We start from the raw sequence: 20,130 nt of genomic DNA, 5'->3' as shown, positions 1-20,130 counted from the left end.
AGCTTCATAAGTCGGCGTATTCTTCGTTTACTATATTTTGCATGATTAAACTTATTAATCCATCTCGTCATTCTTCGATAGCCAAGGATATGATTAAATCGTTCATCATATTCTTGAATGAGTTGTAGTAGTATACGATTTTCTATTTCTTCCTTTGTTTCTTTTCTATTCAACCACTTGTAATAACTGGCTCTTGCTATTCCTAAGATGTTACACATCCAACTTATACTCCAATGACGTTCTTCGTATAGTTCTTTAATTGCTATGTATTTTGGTTCTTGTTTCCCTTTGGCAAATATCGCCTCCTTTCGATTTCCTTCACTTTTTTTAAGAGGATATTCTCTCGTTCTTTCTTTTCAAGTCGTTGTTTTAGTAACTGGTTTTCTCGTTGAAGTTTTTCAACTTCGCTTAATTGTTCAAGTGCTTTACGTTGTCCACGATGATCCTCTAAGCCGGATTCACCTTGCTCATCGTGTTTTTTTACCCACTGATAGACTTGTGCATAGGACACATTAAAATATTCTGCCGCAAGCTTATATTCATTATTGTGGTCTTTGCAGTACTTCACGACTTCTTGGCGTTCCTCGATTGTTGTTTTTCTAGCTTTGGTCATATAAACTTCCCCCTTAGGATTATAGTCCTTTAGTTTTTCATAACCATTATACTTGAAAACCCATTGTTCTAAAATGGAATGACTGGTTATACCATATTTCCTCGTAATATCGATATAGGAACCCTTACCAGACACATAATCATTGACTGCAGATACTTTTAGTTCTTTCGAATAGGATTTGTTGCGTGCCTTACTATAGAATCCTTCTACTCCTAAATCATCATAAACAGTATTCCATTTATATACCGTATGTTTACTTATTCCCAAATCATTACAAATCTGTGATAATCCTCGTTTTCCACTTTTATAATCAAGTATCGCTTCTTTCTTCTGCTCTACTGTATATTTACTTTTCCTTCCCATAAGAAAAGATCACTCCTTTCATAGTCAATGTTTTATTTATTTACATTGTCTACTTTAGAGTGATCTTATCAATGCTTTCCCTTCCAACTTAAACGCATCTTTATAACCAATAATTTGGTTGGAAACTACTTCCTTATTAATCGCGAATCTTAGTCCGACACAAATACGAGCATTTGGGTATTTTTCTACTACTTTTTGGAATAAAACTTGGAGGTGTTCTTCACGGTTGTCTAACAATTGAAGGTAATCTTCTAAGTAGCCATTAAACTGGCAATCATCTTCATTTTTTCGAGCACTACCGAAGGTCATAAGAATATCTAAAATCACTTCATTCCCTCCTGTTAATTATTTTCTTTTCATGGAAATATTATAGCTTATTTTTTCGCTTAAATACAACAAAGTTTACTAATGTGTTAGAATAAAATCGGTGATACTTATGAAAACTCTTTTAATTGATTCAGCAACAAGAGATTTAATTGCAATTAATCAACTTTTTAAGGAAAATTGTGCATCTTTGACAAATATCAAATGGATGCCTTTTCATGCGTGGTTACATGATTTTTATCCACAATTTATGTCAAAGGAAAATCAATTAATTTATGTGTATAAAAAACTAGCTCCCCTTGCTTATTTATACCCTATTTACGGAAAGATGTTTTCTTATCCACAATTCATTCAACAAGTAGTAAATTTTACTCAAGATTTAGCACTTTCAACCATATTCAAAGAATATTTATTAGATCAAGATTGGGATAATATAATAGATACCCTTCCAAATACTTTAGAAAGTGAAAAAGAGCTTAAAAAAATAATTGAATTATGCTTAACTGATTCAAATCTCTATCCTTCACTTAATCCTTTATCACTTGATTTTACCAATTTCAATAATATTGCATCCACTAATTCATTTAGCACTAATATTTATGACACTCTTGTGCATGAAAAGTGTGTTTTAAACGGATTAGCTATAGAACCAATACAGTCTATACAAAATCCTACATATACGTATAGACATGCCTTAAATCAAAGAATAGAAGTAGAAGCTATCGCACAAGAAATTATTAACAGAAAACTACTTGCCGAGGATATTATAATTATTCCTTTTGATTCATCTTACTACGATCTAATTGAACAAGTATTTAATCAATATCATATTCCTTACGGATTTATTCAACGTTCTACTATATCACCAATGTTTACAATCGCAAGTTCATTATTACGACTATATATAAACAAAGATATTCCTTCATTAATTGACGCCTTAGATAGTCATGCATTTCCTATTCACCATACAAATGCAATTACTCATTATATGAGTCAATTCATATCTTCTTTAAAAGATACGACAATCCCATCAAATCATTACACATCACTTTCTTTTAATTTTTTAAATACAAATGAAGATAAAATACTAATAAATGAAGAAAAGGAATTTAATGAGTTTGTCCCATTAATTAAACCTTATATTGAGAAAGCATTAGAAACATCTAATCCTCAAACAATATGCAATGATATATTTAATCAGTGTGTCTCATTAAGTAACCCAGCTAATCAATCTGATTTATATGCCTTGAAAGCATTATTAGAAGATATATGTCCACTTTTAGAAACAAGTAATGATTTAGAATTAGTTCTCTACTTAACTGAAAATAAAACACAATCCGTTTCTACTAGTTGTTTAGGCAGAGTATCAATCACTGACAAAACACATCAACTACCTTCAAGAAAAATAGCGTATATTGTTGGTGTTAATCAAAAAAGCTATCCTGGATTTATTAGTGAGAGTGGCATATTTGATGAAGAATATCGATTTAAAACACCACTTATATCAATGCAATATCGTTTTAATTCTTACCTTAAACAATTAAAATGGATTGAACATTGTGCAAATGAAATTAACTTTACTTATCCACTATTAGATTATCAAGGTAAAAAGACAGAGTCATCATTCGAAATAGAATCATTAGTCATAGATATTACTGAACTACCTTGTATAAGTAATGACAATGATATGATAGAAAAACATAAACTTACTTCTGAATTAGCAAGTGCTTTATTCTTTACTGATGGTAAGTTAAAAGGAAGTGTCTCTTCATTTGAAAAGTATTTCAGTTGCCAATATGCATATTTTCTTAAATATGGGTTAAGAGTAACTGACTTCAAATTTAGTGAACTTGCATCAAATACTATCGGTACAATTCAACATGCTATTCTTGAGGAATCTTGTAAACGATTCGGTAAAGACTACGCAAAAATTAATGCTGACACCATGAAAGAAATTAGCATTCAGTACTACGAATCATTACTGCAACTATTTCCTAAAGAAAAAGAGAAAACTACTTTAATATACAACAAAATGATTGATAACCTATGTACTACGTTTGAATTCTTGAAAGATATGGAATTACAAACATCATTTGTACCTACTCATTTTGAATATAAGTTTACAAGTGATTTCTTTGAAAACATTACACTGCAAGGTGTAATAGATCGCATTGATTTTAGTTATGATTTATTACGAATCATTGATTATAAGTCAAGCTCTAAAACTTTATCAGAAACTTCTATTAAAGCTGGGGTACAGTTGCAATTATGCACTTACTTAATTCTTGCTAAATACTTATTTGATAAGAAAACTGTTGGTGCTTATTATTATTCACTAAAAAATGAAAATATTAGTTTACCTGCAATTATCGAATCTAAAGAGGTATATTCTGATTGGTCGAGCGAAGATACTATTAACGCCTTTAATAAAAGCCATCAATTGTCTGGCTGGACCCTACTACCAGAAGATACTCTTGACTATAATGCCTCCCACATAAAAAATATACGTTTAAATAAAAATGGATTATCTTTTACTTTATATGATGAGACATCTATTGAAGAATGTCTAAAAGAACTATATAAACTCTTAGTTGAACAATTAACAGACGGTTGTATTGAAGTTAATCCAGTTAAAAACGCTTGTACATACTGTATGTATAAAACTATATGCCGTTTTAAAGGTCAGGAAAAAGATCCTGAAGTTTTAGTACTGGCTGATACATCTCTAAAGAAAGGCAGTGGCAAAGATGAAGTGGAATAAAGAACAATTAGAAGCTATTCAAACAAGTGGTTCCAATGTATTAGTCTCTGCATCTGCTGGCGCAGGAAAAACTGCCGTACTAGTAGAGCGTCTAGTTAAACGTTGCTTAATTGATCACGTAGAACTTAATGAAGTCCTCGCAATGACCTTCACCGAAGCTGCAGCTAACGAAATGAAAAAACGTTTATCAAAACGTTTAAATGAAGAGTATCTAAAAGAAAATGCCGATAAAGAATACATTGCTAAACAATTAGTATATTTACAAGATGCTAAGATATCAACCATTCACTCTTTTTGCTTAGACTTGATTAAGAAACATGCGGACGCAATTGGATTAGATCCAAACTTTGCTAATAGAATACTTGAAGAAGGACAACTTGAATTCGCTAAAACAAAAGCATTTGATAAAGTACTTACAAATTGGTGCAATAATTCTTTTGATAAAATTTCATTTATGTCTCAGTACTTCTCTGCAAGGTCTGAGGATTTTACTAATTTAAGAGAAACCGTTTTTGATATTGCTCAAAAAGCAAGTTCATCTAGCAATGAGTTAGAATGGTACAACAACGCAAAGAAAGCTACTTCATTTATTCAAACTCAAAATGATTGTGATTCAACATTGCTAGATTACTTTTTCTCATCATGTACTCTTGATATAGAAATAGCATATCAATACTTATTAGATTGTAAAAAAGTGATTGAATCCGATAGTAGTGCACCTGATAAAGTACTAACCAGTATTTTATTGAATTTAGAATTCTTAGATGACACAAGAAATAAACTCAATGACAAAAACATCGATATCTTTATTAATGCATTTAGAAGATTTCTTGCTAAAGCTATTGCGCCTTATGGTAAAAATAAGGAATATACTGCCATAAGAGAAAATTATAGAGACCATCGAAATAAATGTATTAATAAATACCCTGACTTCGAAACACTAAGAAACGACTCAAATGCAATGAATGATTTTACATCTAGTCTATTAGACTTTACTTATGAAGTAAGTATAGAATTAGATAATAATAAAAAAGAACTTAAAGCTATTAGTTTTGATGATATGGAGAAATTTGCATATCAAATTCTATGTGCAGACCATAATCGTATCGCAACTATCTATAGAAATTCATTAAAAGAAATACTTGTCGATGAATTTCAAGACACAAGTGAATTACAAAATGAAATACTATGTTTAATTTCTTCTGGTAATAATGTCTTTAGAGTTGGTGATGTTAAACAATCTATTTATCGTTTTAGAAAAGCTAAGCCTGAAATCATGAGAGAATTAATGAATGATCAAAACACCAAACAAATAAATTTGGCGTACAATTATCGTTCAAATCATTCGATAGTTTCATTTACAAATGATTTATTTAACCGTTTGATGAATGTTGAAGGATGCAAAGATACTTATCGTGATATAGACCATGTTCAAGCAGGCACTGTTAATCAAAAATCATTTGATTCACCTGTTGAATTTTATGGATTACGTGTAAAAGAAATGGATAATGACCTTGATAATAAACACGCAAAAGCAGTTTTTATCGCACAGAAAATAATCGAAATGAGAAAGACAACAGAATTTACTCATTGGCGTGATTATGTAATACTTGCAAAATCTCATTCTGATAAGAATTTACTTAAACAAGTATTTAGTAAATACAACATACCTTATAGTATTGACGCTAAAGAAGGTTTCTATCAATCAATTTGTTGTCATATTGTAATCAGCATGTTGCGATGTGTTGATGAAATACAAGATATTCCTTTAGTTGCAGTATGTACATCACCTTTGTATAAAATGAGCGATAATGAATTAGCACTACTTAAACTTAAATATAAAACTATTTACAATGGTTTAATTCAAACGCAGCATCCTTTTATTAATGACATTCAATTTTGTAGAGAAATAATGAAAACAAAAGGATTGTGTGAACTGTTGAACTATATTGCAACAATTAACAATTTTGTAAGTGATCAATTAGATTCACAACAACGTACTAATTTTGATTTGTTATTTCAAAAAGCATCTACTTTCCAATTAACTTCTAATAGTCTTAAGAAATTCATCAATCAAATTGATTTGAATATTGAAGAAAAATCCGATGAAGCTACAGCTCTAGGACCTGAAGAAGATGTTGTTAGAGCGATAACTATACACCACTCTAAAGGTTTACAATATAAAGTTGTATTTTATTGGAGCACATCACAAAATCTATTACAAGACAAAAAAGATGATGTATTGGTAGATCCCGATTTAGGAATTGGTTGTTATGCCTTTTCATTGCCATATCGTTTACGTAGATCAACATTCCAACGTATTGCCATAGAACATAAAATCAACTTAGAAGATTTAGAAGAAGCTATTCGTGTTCTCTATGTTGCACTTACTCGTGCTGAAACTAAATTAATCCTTGTAGATAAATTAGAGAAAGATATAAATCAAAAAAATATTACTTTGTCTTTACTTAATGCACGAAAAGGTATGACTACTTTATTGTTATCCGCTTTATCATCACAACCAAATTTTAATATCTATGATGTTACTGACTTAAATAATGAAATAGTTCAAAAGCAAGCAAAAGAAACAATTGTATATAATAAAAAATACGAACTACCTGTTTATCTTATCGAAAGTTATTCACCTAGTTCAACTGAAAATTACTTTATACCAAAACTAAATTTAACTTCAGTTCAAAATCATGGTACTACGATACATGAAATTATTGAAAAATTACCAAATACTGAATGGGTATTCGATGATTTTGCATCAAATGATATTTCATTGGAGGATACTAATAAGTTAATTCAATTTAGTCAAACAACTTTATACAAAGAATGTTGCACAATGACTATACTAAAAGAATACCCTTTCTGTGTACTATCTAATAACAAATTAATTCAAGGTAGTTTTGACTTCATCGCAATTAATGAATCCAAGTGTATTCTTATTGACTTTAAAACTGATAAGAATATTACTAAACAAGAACTAATACATCGTTATCATTCGCAAATAGAGACCTATCGTTTAGCACTATCAATATTGTATCCTAATACTGTAGTTACATCCTACTTGTATAGCTTTGCATTAGAAGAGTATATAGAAATTAAGAGTTAGTTCAAATTGAACTAACTCTTATTGTCATTATCATAATCTTCTTTGAAGTTTTTAATGCGACATGTTTTTTCTTGTACACATCCAAGGCATGCACCTGAACATCCCTCTTTTTTAGTCTTTTTAACTAGTATATATGTAATTGCTAACAGTATTATAATTACACCTATTATAAGTATATCTATCATATTCATGGGCATCACCTCTTGCTTAATTACTATAGTTCATTACAGTAATTATCGCAATTCTTTTGCACATTATTCCAAAATAGGATTCCGCAAATGATAATATCCTAGATGTTGTGTATGATACCTCTTCCGATAGAGGAAGGAGTAAATTTAAGAATGAATGAAATGCTTAAATATGAGTGAATTAAGAAATGTGTCGAAACTCAAGGAAATAAAAAGACAGTAGCTTTAAAGCTGAAATGTACCCTAAGAGTAGTGAATCGATTAATCAAGAAATACAATGAATTTGGTAAAGAAGGTTTCATCCATGGTAATCGCAATAGGAAACCAAATTCTGCATTCTCTGATGACATTAATAAAAGAATCATTGCGTTATATAAAAATAACGGCTATATCAAAGCTAACTTTGGAGAACTTTCCTAAAAGAAAAAAAGCCACTACACTTTTAGGGATTGATATCAATCACCTAATACGTAATAGCTCATTTTATAATTAACGAATTGCTTGTTCAGTTTCAATGTCAAATAAATGCATTGCATCTGAATCAAGATATAATTCAATTTGATCACCAATTCTTGCTTTTGTGTTAGGGTTAACACGAGCAATCATATGAGTAGCATTGCAATCAAAGTATAGATATACTTCAGCTCCTACTAATTCATACACTGTAACAGATGCACGAATTGTATCTTTATATACTTTTAGTGAATAATCTTTATCATGTAAGTCTTCTGGACGAATACCCATCATGACACGTTTTCCAATATAACCATTTGCTTTTAATATTTTTGCTTTTTCATCAGTTAAGTGAAGAGCGTTATTATCAAATATCAAGTATACGCCATCAAATTTTTCAATTACCTCACATACTACGAAGTTCATTTGAGGTGACCCAATGAATCCTGCTACAAATAAGTTATCTGGTTTATCATATAAGTTTTTAGGTGTATCAACTTGTTGAACAATTCCATCTTTCATAACAACAATTCTAGTACCTAGTGTCATTGCTTCTGTTTGGTCATGTGTAACATAAACCATTGTTGAACCTAATTTTTGATGAAGCTTAGAAATTTCTGTACGCATTTGCACACGTAATTTAGCATCCAAGTTACTTAATGGTTCATCCATTAAAAATACTTTTGGATCTCGGACAATCGCACGTCCCATAGCAACACGTTGTCTTTGCCCACCTGACAATGCAGCTGGTTTTCTATCTAATAAAGTTTCAAGGTCTAAGATTTTTGCAGCCTCTTCAACTTTTGCTTTGATTTCTTCTTTAGGGAATTTACGCAATTTTAAACCAAATGCCATATTTTCAAATACTGTCATATGTGGATATAATGCATAGTTTTGGAAAACCATTGCGATATCACGATCTTTTGGCTCAACATTATTCATTAATTGACCATCAATACTTAATTCACCAGACGATATTTCTTCTAATCCTGCAATCATACGTAATGTAGTAGATTTACCACATCCAGAAGGACCAACGAAAATAATAAATTCTTTATCTGCGATTTCTAGATTGAAATCTTTTACTGCTTCAAATCCATTTTCATATTTTTTATAAATGTGTTTTAAACTTAAACTTGCCATAATGACCTCCACTGTTGTTTATATTCTATCATTATAGTTATTTACTATCTATTGGTAGAATAACCAAAAATCATCCTAATTTCTTAGTGCTTTTGACATGTTGCATAAGCATCATTAGATAAGACAATTGAAAAGCATCATCAAATTTTCGTATATCTAGCCCTAATACTTCTGTTAATTTATCTAAACGATAGATTAATGTATTACGATGGATATATAGTTGGCGAGCTGTTTCTGCTAGATTTAAATTATTATCAAAGAATACTTGAATCATTTTTTTATTTTCTAAGTCATCCAATAATTTTAAACCTTCTTGATTAGTTTCAGCTAATATCTTCTCTGTTTCTGCTTTAGTTAGTTTGTTGATTGTATATACCAAACTTAAATCTGATTCCTTAATAATTACTTTATTTGGGTAGAATACTGTGGCCAAGCGCTTTATTTCACATAGATTATCATAACTAGAACTTATCTCACTTAAATCCGTTATTTTTCTACTTGTATATACTTTAGACAATATATACAATTCGCTTTCAAGTGATTGTTGAATAATTGTAGCTTGTTCAATATCTTCCCAGTTCATTAGAATTAACAATTGATTCTCTACTCTTGTCACACATAAATAATATTGACTCAATTGCTTAACTAGATCTAGTATTTCATCATTTCGATTATGTGGATCAACAATTAACATCAGTCCATACCATTCACAATTAAAAGCATTTGTTAACTGTCTTTGATCTAAATGCGTTAACTCTTGTCTCAATGCTATAGCTAATATATCTTCATTACTCTTGGTTTTGATCTCATTCTTAAGACATTGCATACATGCCAATGATATAAGCTTTAAATCTTTCTCACTTAATTCCACTGATTCTAATACATAAGTCATATGATTAAATTCAAACTCACATCGATTAGCTTCATTAGTCAACTTGCCTACTTCAAAAAGAACTTCTCCTTGTTTAACTAAACATCGTAAGCTACATTGAAATTGGTTTGTATAGTCTTGTAATAAATCATTAAGATATTTACTCATATTAGTATACCTCTAGTATTATTCTATCATACTCGCATTGTAGGTTAATCATTAATTTGCTAAACTATACATAGAGGTAAATATTATGGTAGCCACAATTATAGATGTTGCAAAAAAAGCAGGTGTTTCTGCTAGTACAGTTTCAAAAGTATTAAAGAATTATACAACTATTTCTGATGCCACAAAAAAGAAAGTTCTTGAAGCGATTAAAGAATTAAACTATATCCCTAATTTAACTGCTAGTAATCTATCTAGCAAGAAAACTGAAAAGGTTGCTCTTTATATTTATATCAATGACCTTAAGCAGGCGGTGGATGAAATAAATATGCAATACCTACAAGGTGCTTTTGAACAAGCTAAAGAGATTAATTTAGATGTTGTTACAATATTCAATCAGACTGTTCATGATTATACACCAGAAGAATTAAGTCGATATTTTATTGCACAAGGTATAAATGCAATTGTTGTTTATGGTTTAAATAAAGAAGATACTGTTATTCACGAAATTATTAATAGCGGTCAATTTTTAGTAACTGTTGTTGATGCCCCAATTGTTAACGACATTACATCTAGTGTTATCGTTGATCACATTCAAGGACAATACGATGTTGCTAAAGCATTACTTGAAAAAGATCCATGCCATAAAGTACTATACTTAGCCGGCAAGCAAAATGGTTACGTTACCGACATGCGTATCCAAGGAATACAAAAACTTCAAAATGAGTTTGGATTTGATTTAAACATTCAATACGCTGAGTTTAGCGAAAAAAAAGCATATGAATTAACACAACGATATGCTAGTGATGCCGATGCCGTTGTATGTGCATCTGACTTGATGGCAATTGGAGCTGTAAATGCTTTGATTAATATGAATATCTTTAGAAGATGTTGTGGTTATGATGGCATTACTTTAATGGGATATGTAGGAAAACAAATGCTTACATGTAAACAAGATTTCTATGAAACTTCAAAACAAGCAGTACTTGAGATTAAACGCCTACTAGAAGGTGAAAAAGGAAGACAACGTTTACTTAATTATGAAGTTAAAGTAATTAAGTATGACGATGTTATTATGTAATTAAACAGGGTATAAATTACCTTGTTTTTTTATTTTACTAAGACTTGTGGAAAACGTTTTCCTATGTTATGATTTCAAAGCGAGGTAAAAATATGAATATTGAAAACAAACTACAAAATATATTAAAACACCCTATTAAAGACTCAACAAAGGAAGAATTATTTCTATCACTAATGACACTCGTTAAAGAAGAAACTGATAAACAACCTGATATTAAAGGTGATAAAAAGCTTTATTATATTAGTGCGGAATTTTTAATTGGTAAATTGCTGTCAAATAACTTAATTAACTTACATATCTATGATGAAGTTAAACAAGTACTGGAAAACAATGGCTTTTCACTTAATGAAATCGAAGAATTTGAAAACGAGCCCTCTTTAGGAAATGGTGGTTTAGGAAGGCTTGCAGCATGTTTTCTTGATTCTATTGCTACATTACAACTTGATGGTGACGGTATTGGTCTAAATTATCATTACGGTTTATTTAAGCAAGTATTTGAAAATCATAAACAACAAGAAAATATTAATCCATGGATTCAAACTGAAAACTGGCTAATTGATACTCATAATACTTATATTGTTCCTTTTGGTGGATTTAAATGTGTTGGGCACTTATTTGATATTAACATCTTAGGATATAATGGCGGCAAAAATAAATTACATTTATTTGATATTGAAACACTTGATGAAACTATAGTTAAAGATGGCATCACTTTTGACAAAAGCGAGATAGAAAAGAATCTAACATTATTTCTATATCCTGATGACAGTGATGAAAAAGGTCATTTATTGCGCATTTATCAACAATATTTTATGGTATCATGTGGCGCACAATACATTCTTGATGAATGTAAGAAAAACAATATTAACTTGCATGAATTATCAAATCATATTGTTATTCAAATAAACGATACCCACCCTACTCTTGTGATACCTGAGTTAATTCGTTTATTAATCAAAGAAGGGTTAACAATGGATGAAGCAATTTCTATAGTCTCTAATACTTGTGCATATACTAATCACACTATCTTACAAGAAGCTTTAGAAAAGTGGCCAATAACATATTTAGAAAAGGTAGTTCCTCATTTAATCACGATTATTGAAGAATTAAATAATCGTGTTAATAAAACATATAACAACCCTACTGTTAGCATTATTGATGATCAAAACCGTGTTCATATGGCAAGAATTGATATGCATTATGGATTCTCGATTAATGGCGTTGCTGCTATTCATACTGATATCCTTAAACATGTTGAGCTAAAAGAGTTCTATGATATATATCCAAACAAATTTACTAACAAAACAAATGGTATAACATTTAGAAGATGGCTAATGCATTCTAATCCTGCATTATCAAACTTTATTACAAAGTTAATCGGTAATGAGTGGAAAAATGATGCAAATCACTTAAAAGAGTTACTACAATATATTGATGATGAAACAGTTTTAAAACAGTTGAGTATCATTAAGCAAGAAGCAAAGAATGAATTATGCAAAACGATATTAAAAAATGAAGGAATCGAATTAAATCCAAATTCTATATTTAGTATTCAAATCAAACGTTTGCATGAATACAAACGTCAACAAATGAATGCCTTATATGTAATCTATAAATATTTACAAATCAAAAATGGAATATTACCTACTCATCCAATTACAATGATATTTGGTGCAAAAGCTGCGCCTGCTTATGTAATGGCAAAGAATATTATTCACTTATTATTGTGTCTACAAGAATTAATAAATTCTGATCCTGATGTAGCTCCATATTTAAAAGTAGTTATGGTTGAAAATTATAACGTTACTTATGCAGAAAAGTTAATACCTGCCGCTGATATATCTGAACAAATATCACTCGCATCAAAAGAAGCAAGTGGAACAGGCAATATGAAATTCATGTTAAATGGCGCTGTAACAATCGGTACTTTAGATGGTGCAAATGTAGAAATATCTAATTTAGTAGGTAAGGAAAACATTTACTTATTTGGTGAAACATCAGATCAAATTATATCGCACTATGATAAAGCTGATTACGTAAGTAAAGATTTTTATAATCAAGATAAATGCATTCATGATGTATTGGACTTTATTATTAGTGATGAGTTGATTTCAATTGGCGATAAAAAATGTTTAACTGATTTATATAATGAATTATTAAATAAAGATTGGTTCATGACTTTACTTGACTTCAAAGATTATACTCAAGTTAAAGATGCAATGATTCTCGACTTTGATAACTCATTATTATGGAATAAAAAAATGCTTGTAAACATTGCATACGCTGGATACTTCTCATCTGACAGAACAATCAATGATTATGAAAAAGATATATGGAAATTAAAGAAATAAATTCATTCAAAATTGTTTATAGAAAATAATATTAACTTTAAATAAATCTCTGTTTTATAAAGAGATTTATTTTTTTACTTCTTCATCAAAAAAACCTCGAATTTTGATTTTCATCTTAATAACGAGGTTAATATTTATAGATCATTGTTTTATTCGTTTACCATGAATCAACATTTTTTTGATATCATCAATACGATTTATATATTCTACAAAATCTTTCATTTTCCATTGCCAATTTGGATCTCCAACAGTTCCTGGGAAATTAATACGCGATCGATCATCTTTTCTTAATAAATCAGTCATTGGTAAAATAGCGTATTTTGCTTTTGTATCCAATGTATATTGAATCAGATTATCTACAGGATTAGCAAATAAATATCCATGTTCCTTAAAATATTTATTTACTTTATTTTTATCTTTACGACTCATATTTTTATACCAAACAGTCACCGTTTCGTTATCATGTGTACCTGTATAGGCAACTAAATTATCTCGATCCATCATTGGTTTTTCAGTATCAAATGAGTGTTGAACAATTCTCATTCCGGTTAAATTGAAATGATCTCTTAGAATTAAAACTTCTGGTCTTAAATCACCCAAGTCTTCCGCAACGATTTTGATTTTTGGATAAGTTTCATAAATTGTATCGAATAATTTATATCCAGGTGCTTCTATCCATTCACCCTCTATAGCTGTAGGACATGAAGCTGGAATCTTCCAATATGTATCAAACGCTCTAAAATGGTCAATACGAATTGTATCAAACAGTTTTGCCGAATACGCTAAGCGATCTAACCAAAATTGAAAACCATCTTTTTCTAATTGATCCCAATTATATATTGGATTGCCCCATCGTTGTCCCTCATCACTAAAGAAATCTGGTGGTACTCCTGCAATAAATGTTGGTTTACCGTCTTCATCCAATAAGAAACCTTGTTGATATGTCCAAACATCATCAGAATCAATACCCACATAAATAGGAATATCACCCATAACTTCAATACCATGTTCATTGGCATATTTTCTTAAGTTATTCCATTGTTTTAAAAGAATATATTGGATAAACATTTCATACTTTATTTCGCTTTCAAATGGTGTGATATCATAGCTGCTTGAATCATTAATCCAATTTTTTACTTCACTTGGCCATTCATTCCAACATTTCATTTCATTTGCTTTCTTTAATGTTAGAAAAACAGCATAATTTTTTAACCATTGTTGACTTGCGAATTTTTTATAATCATTTGTTTCTTTAAAATTGGTATATGCTTCTTTTAAATATGTTTCCTTATACTTCCTTACTTCATCATAGTTTACCTTATTAGCTTTAGCGTTAAATGGTTTTACTTTTTTAAGTAATCCCTCATCTTTTAATAAATCTAAGCTAATATAACATTCATCCATTGCTTTTGATGAATATGGTTGGTATGGTGAATTACCATATCCTAACGGGTTAAGTGGTAAGATTTGCCAAATCTTAAAACCTGTTTCTTTAATAAGTTGGATGAATTGATAACTACTTGGTCCAAAATCACCTATTCCATATGATGAAGGAAGTGAAGCTACCGGCATTAATATTCCAGCTTTTCTCATAATTTACCTTTCTATACTAATCACAATTGACGAATAAGGTTGTATACTTATTTGTTCATTTTTTACTGTGCTTTTTAAATTAATATCTATAATATTAACTTCTTTTATTTTTTCTTCAAGAATTATTTCTTGTTTTTCATCACTAAAGTTATGAATTACTAAAATACTTTCATCATTAAGAGTATGTTTCATTGCATAAATAGAAGAATTATCAAAATCCACAAACACAGACGAGCCATTTGATATTGCTTTATATTTATTTCTAACTTTAGCTACTTTTCGATAATGATTTAAAAGAGAATCTGGATCATTGTTTTGTCGATTAACATCTGTATCTACACTATCTTTATAATCTGCACCAATTGGATTGTTTGTCATTCCTTTTGGATCTTTTAAATCCCATTGCATGGGTAATCTTTTATTTGGATCAACACCACTACCTAACATCCCAATTTCTTCACCATAATATATAAATACATTTCCTGGTGATAATAGAAATGTCGATACCATAAGTTTTGACTGTTCTTGGTTCGCACTAAAGAACCCTGCGCTTCTCGCTTGGTCGTGATTTGACAAGAATACACTATCCACTGCATTTTCATTTATTGATTTTATACTTGCATTGTACTTTTCAAAATATTTAGCTAATGCTGATCCATTTTTACTACGTATGTTAGTTACTATTTTTCCATCAGTAAATGAAGCTGGAAAGTTAAAGAAACTGTCAATCTCACTTTCATAATGTGACTCAATAGTTTTTTGATCACTCCATACTTCTCCAACAATAAAAGCATCACCTTTGATTTCTTTTACTGTTGTGTTAAGCCAAGATAAGAATTCATTATTTTTTTCTACATCACCATAATAATGTAATGGTGCATCTAGTCTAAATCCTTGAATTCCTTTAGATAACCAAAATGATACAATATCTTTTATTTCTTGCCTTACTTCTTGGTTATCGAGATTTAGATCTGGCATCTTGTCACTAAACACTGATTCGTAATAAATATTATTTGATAATTTTGTACTATTACTTTTTTTACTATCATAAAAATTATAATAATCGCACTTATCATTTTCACAATCACATGCATTATTTAATATATTCTTTTTTGCTTCTACAAACCACGGATGATTGCTAGATGTATGGTTTATTACTAAATCCATAATCAAATCCATGTTTCGAATTTTCATTTCAGAAACAAGCTGTTCAAAATCTGCTATTGTGCCAAATGTTGAATCAATTTCCATATAGTTTAATACATCATATTTATGATAACTTTCACTTGGATGAATAGGAGTTAGCCATATACCTTTAACCCCCAAGCTTTCAAGATAATCTAGTTTTGAAATAATCCCTTGGATATCTCCAATTCCATCATTATCACTATCACAAAATGACCCAACAAAAATCTCATAATAAATCGAACTGTTTTGATTATCTATTGCATTCATTTTATTGTTTGTACAACCAGTTAAATAAAGAAGCATCATCGTGATACAGATGATTTTCTTCATTACCCTTTTGCTCCTCCTGCTGTAATACCACTTACATAGTACTTTTGCATTTTGATAAACAACAACGTAATAGGGATTGCAATTAAAACTGCTCCTGCGCAGAACTGTGTAAAGTATTGTTGTATGTTTTCACGAGTAAGCATTTGGAACAATCCCAGTGCAACCGTATAATTATTATAGTTATCTTTCATAATAACTGAAACAAATATAAAATCTACCCATGGTGCTATGAATGAAGTAAGAATAGTATAAACAACTACTGGTTTACTCATTGGAAGAATAATATGCCAAAACACTTGATTTTTAGTAGCACCATCAATAATTGCCGCTTCATCAATTGCCCGCGGAACTGTATCAAAGAAACCTTTTGCAATATAATAACCCATCGCTGCACCACCAGAATACACTAATACTAAACTAGCTAAACTTTGAGTTAATCCAATAGCTTTTAAGATATGATAGATAGCTACCATTGACATGAATCCTGGGAACATGCCTAGAACTAGTATTACATTCATCATTGGTTTACGAGCCTTAAAACGCAATCTAGAGAATGCATAACTAGTAAGCAATACAAGAATAGTACTAATAATACAACTAATTACCGCTACAATTGCTGTATTAATAAACCATCTTGGAAAATTAAATAATCCTGTTTCAGTAAATAATTTTGTATAGTTATCTAATGTCCAAATTTTTGGAATTAAATACTTTGTAAAAGCTCCTGGTTCTCCACGAAAAGATTGCATGATTAACCAAGCTATTGGAAACAGCCAAATTATACCCAATATTGATAGAACAGTATATGTTGCGCCATTAGTAATTTTATTTTTCTTATCCATCTTCATCATTGGAAATCATTCTCTCCTTTCACTGCTTTTGTATTGTTATAAGTTAGTAATGATACAAACGCTAATACAACAAAGATAATTATCCCAATTGTACTTGCCAACGCAAAGTTTTGTTCATTAACAGTTAATTTATATAACCACGTTACTAATAAATCAGTTTCACCTGCTTGATATAAGTTAAGAGACTTTGGATCCCCTCCTGTTAATAAATAAATTACATTGAAGTTATTAATATTAGCCATAAATTGTGTAATTAGATACGGTGTCGTAACATGCAACATGTACGGTAACGTTATTGCCGTAAATTGTTTTACTGGACCCGCCCCATCAATTTTACTAGCTTCATATAAGTCTTGTGGAATATTCATTAAGATACCACTTGTAATTAACATAGAATATGGAACCCCTACCCACAGATTAATTACAATTACTGTAATTTTTGCAAGTGTTGCATCTGTCAAAAACGGTATGGCCGATTTTATTAATTTAAAATTAATAAGTAAATTATTTAATGCACCTTGATCATGCAATAGTTTTGACATTAGCATCAAACTAACAAATTGTGGAACTGCTATTGTAATTACAAAGATAGTTCGCCACATTTTTTTCAGTTTAATACCTTTTTTATTAATAAGAATTGCAAGTAACATCCCAAAGATATAATTAAGGAATGTTGCAAATATTGCCCAAATTATTGTCCAAACAAATAGTTTTGCAAATGTGTTTGACCACATTGGATTTTGATACAATACATCTTTAAAGTTTTGTATTCCAATCCAAGTAAACAAATTGCCAGGAGGTTGATGATTTTTATTATAGTTTGTAAATGCCATTAAAATCATGAATATTAATGGGACTACTGTAAACAAGAATGTTAATGCACATGGAATAGCTAAAATTGTGAAATGATATTTTTGATCCCACAATTCTTTCCAATCTTGTTTAAAATTATTGAGCTTATTTCCTTTTTCCAATTCAATTTGATTTCTATAAGCAATTCTAGTATTCCATACATAAAGAATAAATATTCCTAATGTAACTAAAACAGCACTAACACCAAAAAGTAAAAGCAACATTGAGTTGTCACCTTTTGATATTTGATAGATTTGTAATGTTTCATTCCATACTTCACCTTGAACATTTTTACCTAATGTTGGTAACATTGATAAATAATATCCACCAGATGCTAGCATAAAAATAATATAAGAAATTTGGAATCCTAAAAAGATACATCCTTTTACTATTTGCTTTCTTGCCAGCATTCCAAATCCCATGATCAAGTAAGATGTTTTTGTAATCCAATCACCCTGTATAAAATTAGTAAAAAATGATTTTACACCATTTCCTATTCCTTTAATTAATTTGAGGAGCCCGTTCGTAAATTTTTTCATTATTATACCCCTTTAAAAGTAAAGGGCAAAACTATACAGCTTTGCCCTTAAACGTTATCAAATACTTATTATTCTTGAATTTGAGCTACCATATCATCAAGCATTTGTTGAACTGATTTGCTGTAGTCTTTAGATTCCATAGCAGTACCAAATGCTTCAGCTGGATTCCAGAATGCACCTAATACTTCTTTTTGAGAAATTGCATAATTTGATTGTTCTGCAAGAGCTGCTAAAGCTACGTCAGCTTTAACTGCTTCAGATGCTGCTGCATTAATATTAGCAGGTCCCATCTTTCTTAATTCAAAACGTTTGATTTGGTTTTCTTCATTTGTTAACCAAGCAGCTAAGTCCATTGCTTCTGCTGGATATTTAGTTTGAGAGTTTACACCTAAGAATTTATATCCTGCAAATGAGCCCATTTGTACTTCACCATTTGCTGTTGTATATGCTGGAAGTTTTGTTGCTGCATATCCTTCACCTAATGCTTCTTGAACTGCTTCAGCATTCCATGTTCCAGAAACGCCTGCTGCGATTGAACCATCACCTAAACCTGCAACTAATACTGAATCATCTCCAGTAAGGAATGCTGGATGAGCTGTGAAGTTTTTAATTGCTTCTCCTGCTTCTAAACCTTTTTCATTATTGTAATCACTAATTTGTTTACCATCTTCACCAACAGTTAATGTTCCACCGTTACCAATAAAGAATGATGCAATATACCAACCATTTGAAACATCCATAAACACTTTCTTACCAGCTTCATCAGCTTTAGCAAGCATTGTATCTAAAGATTGTACATCCTCTGGAGAGAATACTGTTGAATCATAATACATAAAGTAACCGTTATCTGCAGTCATTGGATATGCATATAATTGACCATCAATAGATGCTGCGTCAATTGTACCTGCTGAGTAAATATCTTTAAAATTTTCTGTGTTACGTGTAACTTTATATAATGCACCTGCATTAACTAAATCTGTTAATTGGTCGTTAGCAAATGCAAATACGTCTGCAGCTGCCGCAGGATCTTCTAAATATTTTTGACGAGCGTCAGGTTCTCCAACAACTCCTAAGCTGATATCCCAAGTTTTATCTGCATTAGCAGTTTTAAACTCTTCAATCATTCCTTTTAACATGTCTTGGTCTTCTTGAGAACCCCATACTTTTAATGTAATAGTTTCTCCACCAGTTGTACCTCCTGTTTCTCCACCTTCAGCTGGCTTGCTTGAACATGCCACAAGTGAAGTTACCATTAGAGCAGCTAGTAATAGTGATACTAATTTCTTCATTTTCTTTCCCTGAATATGTTTTCAATTAAGAAAACGTTTTCCTTTCCTGTACTTTTA

16 protein-coding genes are annotated in these 20,130 nt (G+C 30.4%); 5 read left to right on the top strand and 11 right to left on the bottom strand.

Annotation, left to right across the window (positions count from 1 at the left end; genetic code table 11):
- The 3 genes from RR430_RS04080 to RR430_RS04070 all read right to left on the bottom strand — a co-directional run.
- The coding region (locus RR430_RS04080; protein ID WP_332508692.1) for an IS3 family transposase at positions 1-218 on the bottom strand (218 nt) is incomplete at its 3' end.
- 44 nt (positions 219-262) lie between these two features.
- Positions 263-976 (bottom strand): helix-turn-helix domain-containing protein, encoded by a 714-nt coding sequence (locus RR430_RS04075; RefSeq protein ID WP_323382105.1) that lies wholly within the window; start codon positions 974-976, stop codon positions 263-265.
- 54 nt (positions 977-1,030) lie between these two features.
- Positions 1,031-1,303 carry a hypothetical protein gene (locus RR430_RS04070; protein WP_332487503.1) on the bottom strand — a complete coding sequence of 91 codons (273 nt, stop codon included), beginning with the start codon at positions 1,301-1,303 and terminating at the stop codon, positions 1,031-1,033.
- Positions 1,304-1,412: 109 nt separating this feature from the next.
- On the opposite strand from RR430_RS04070, the gene RR430_RS04065 reads away from it, so the two are divergent.
- Entirely contained in the window at positions 1,413-4,061 is a 2,649-nt protein-coding gene (locus tag RR430_RS04065; protein ID WP_332487505.1) for a PD-(D/E)XK nuclease family protein, read from the top strand.
- A complete protein-coding gene (locus RR430_RS04060; protein WP_332487506.1) occupies positions 4,048-7,179 on the top strand; it encodes a UvrD-helicase domain-containing protein in 3,132 nt (1,043 codons plus the stop codon). The genes RR430_RS04065 and RR430_RS04060 overlap by 14 nt, the downstream gene beginning before the upstream one ends.
- Positions 7,180-7,190: 11 nt before the next feature.
- On the opposite strand, the gene RR430_RS04055 is transcribed toward RR430_RS04060, so the two are convergent.
- On the bottom strand, positions 7,191-7,370 hold the full coding sequence (locus tag RR430_RS04055; RefSeq protein WP_332487507.1) for a hypothetical protein: 180 nt from the start codon (positions 7,368-7,370) through the stop codon (positions 7,191-7,193).
- A 249-nt stretch (positions 7,371-7,619) separates the two neighbouring features.
- Here RR430_RS04055 and RR430_RS04050 point away from each other — a divergent pair, with 249 nt between their 5' ends.
- The gene (locus tag RR430_RS04050; RefSeq protein WP_332487509.1) at positions 7,620-7,787 is read left to right on the top strand and encodes a hypothetical protein; all 168 of its coding nucleotides are present in this window, start codon (positions 7,620-7,622) and stop codon (positions 7,785-7,787) included.
- A gap of 69 nt (positions 7,788-7,856) precedes the next feature.
- On the opposite strand, the gene RR430_RS04045 is transcribed toward RR430_RS04050, so the two are convergent.
- On the bottom strand, positions 7,857-8,963 hold the full coding sequence (locus tag RR430_RS04045; protein ID WP_332487511.1) for an ABC transporter ATP-binding protein: 1,107 nt from the start codon (positions 8,961-8,963) through the stop codon (positions 7,857-7,859).
- Between the two features lie 70 nt (positions 8,964-9,033).
- Positions 9,034-10,002, bottom strand: coding sequence for a PucR family transcriptional regulator (locus RR430_RS04040; RefSeq protein ID WP_332487513.1), 969 nt, complete (start codon positions 10,000-10,002; stop codon positions 9,034-9,036).
- 85 nt (positions 10,003-10,087) lie between these two features.
- Between RR430_RS04040 and RR430_RS04035 the strand changes: the two genes are divergently transcribed.
- Positions 10,088-11,080 carry a LacI family DNA-binding transcriptional regulator gene (locus RR430_RS04035; protein ID WP_332487514.1) on the top strand — a complete coding sequence of 331 codons (993 nt, stop codon included), beginning with the start codon at positions 10,088-10,090 and terminating at the stop codon, positions 11,078-11,080.
- A gap of 92 nt (positions 11,081-11,172) precedes the next feature.
- Positions 11,173-13,431: a glycogen/starch/alpha-glucan phosphorylase gene (locus RR430_RS04030; protein ID WP_332487515.1), complete on the top strand. Its 2,259-nt coding sequence runs from the start codon at positions 11,173-11,175 to the stop codon at positions 13,429-13,431.
- Positions 13,432-13,572: 141 nt separating this feature from the next.
- Here the strand turns inward: RR430_RS04030 and malQ are convergent, their stop codons facing one another.
- The 5 genes from malQ to RR430_RS04005 form a co-directional block, all read right to left on the bottom strand.
- A complete protein-coding gene (gene malQ, locus RR430_RS04025; RefSeq protein WP_332487516.1) occupies positions 13,573-15,024 on the bottom strand; it encodes a 4-alpha-glucanotransferase in 1,452 nt (483 codons plus the stop codon).
- A 3-nt stretch (positions 15,025-15,027) separates the two neighbouring features.
- Positions 15,028-16,542: an alpha-amylase family glycosyl hydrolase gene (locus RR430_RS04020; protein WP_332487517.1), complete on the bottom strand. Its 1,515-nt coding sequence runs from the start codon at positions 16,540-16,542 to the stop codon at positions 15,028-15,030.
- Positions 16,542-17,393, bottom strand: a complete 852-nt coding sequence (locus RR430_RS04015; RefSeq protein ID WP_332487518.1) for a sugar ABC transporter permease — start codon at positions 17,391-17,393, stop codon at positions 16,542-16,544. Before RR430_RS04015 ends, RR430_RS04020 begins: the two co-directional genes overlap by 1 nt.
- Positions 17,390-18,784: a carbohydrate ABC transporter permease gene (locus tag RR430_RS04010; protein ID WP_332487520.1), complete on the bottom strand. Its 1,395-nt coding sequence runs from the start codon at positions 18,782-18,784 to the stop codon at positions 17,390-17,392. The genes RR430_RS04015 and RR430_RS04010 overlap by 4 nt, the downstream gene beginning before the upstream one ends.
- 68 nt (positions 18,785-18,852) lie before the next feature.
- The gene (locus tag RR430_RS04005; protein WP_332487521.1) at positions 18,853-20,073 is read right to left on the bottom strand and encodes an extracellular solute-binding protein; all 1,221 of its coding nucleotides are present in this window, start codon (positions 20,071-20,073) and stop codon (positions 18,853-18,855) included.
- Between the last annotated feature and the right edge of the window lie 57 nt (positions 20,074-20,130).

Source organism: Anaerorhabdus sp., assembly GCF_036641015.1.
GTDB lineage: Bacteria > Bacillota_I > Bacilli_A > Erysipelotrichales > Erysipelotrichaceae > Anaerorhabdus.
The sequence above is the reverse complement of the archived record's forward strand: the minus strand, read 5'-3'. Positions and strand labels throughout refer to the sequence as shown.

Bases quoted from the DNA above. Each gene is read 5' to 3' on its own strand.
- RR430_RS04075 (WP_323382105.1), bottom strand. From the start codon at position 976: ATGGGAAGGAAAAGTAAATATACAGTAGAGCAGAAGAAAGAAGCGATA.
- RR430_RS04065 (WP_332487505.1), top strand. From the start codon at position 1,413: ATGAAAACTCTTTTAATTGATTCAGCAACAAGAGATTTAATTGCAATT.
- RR430_RS04060 (WP_332487506.1), top strand. From the start codon at position 4,048: ATGAAGTGGAATAAAGAACAATTAGAAGCTATTCAAACAAGTGGTTCC.
- RR430_RS04055 (WP_332487507.1), bottom strand. From the start codon at position 7,370: ATGAATATGATAGATATACTTATAATAGGTGTAATTATAATACTGTTA.
- RR430_RS04045 (WP_332487511.1), bottom strand. From the start codon at position 8,963: ATGGCAAGTTTAAGTTTAAAACACATTTATAAAAAATATGAAAATGGA.
- RR430_RS04040 (WP_332487513.1), bottom strand. From the start codon at position 10,002: ATGAGTAAATATCTTAATGATTTATTACAAGACTATACAAACCAATTT.
- RR430_RS04035 (WP_332487514.1), top strand. From the start codon at position 10,088: ATGGTAGCCACAATTATAGATGTTGCAAAAAAAGCAGGTGTTTCTGCT.
- RR430_RS04030 (WP_332487515.1), top strand. From the start codon at position 11,173: ATGAATATTGAAAACAAACTACAAAATATATTAAAACACCCTATTAAA.
- malQ (WP_332487516.1), bottom strand. From the start codon at position 15,024: ATGAGAAAAGCTGGAATATTAATGCCGGTAGCTTCACTTCCTTCATCA.
- RR430_RS04020 (WP_332487517.1), bottom strand. From the start codon at position 16,542: ATGAAGAAAATCATCTGTATCACGATGATGCTTCTTTATTTAACTGGT.
- RR430_RS04015 (WP_332487518.1), bottom strand. From the start codon at position 17,393: ATGATGAAGATGGATAAGAAAAATAAAATTACTAATGGCGCAACATAT.
- RR430_RS04010 (WP_332487520.1), bottom strand. From the start codon at position 18,784: ATGAAAAAATTTACGAACGGGCTCCTCAAATTAATTAAAGGAATAGGA.
- RR430_RS04005 (WP_332487521.1), bottom strand. From the start codon at position 20,073: ATGAAGAAATTAGTATCACTATTACTAGCTGCTCTAATGGTAACTTCA.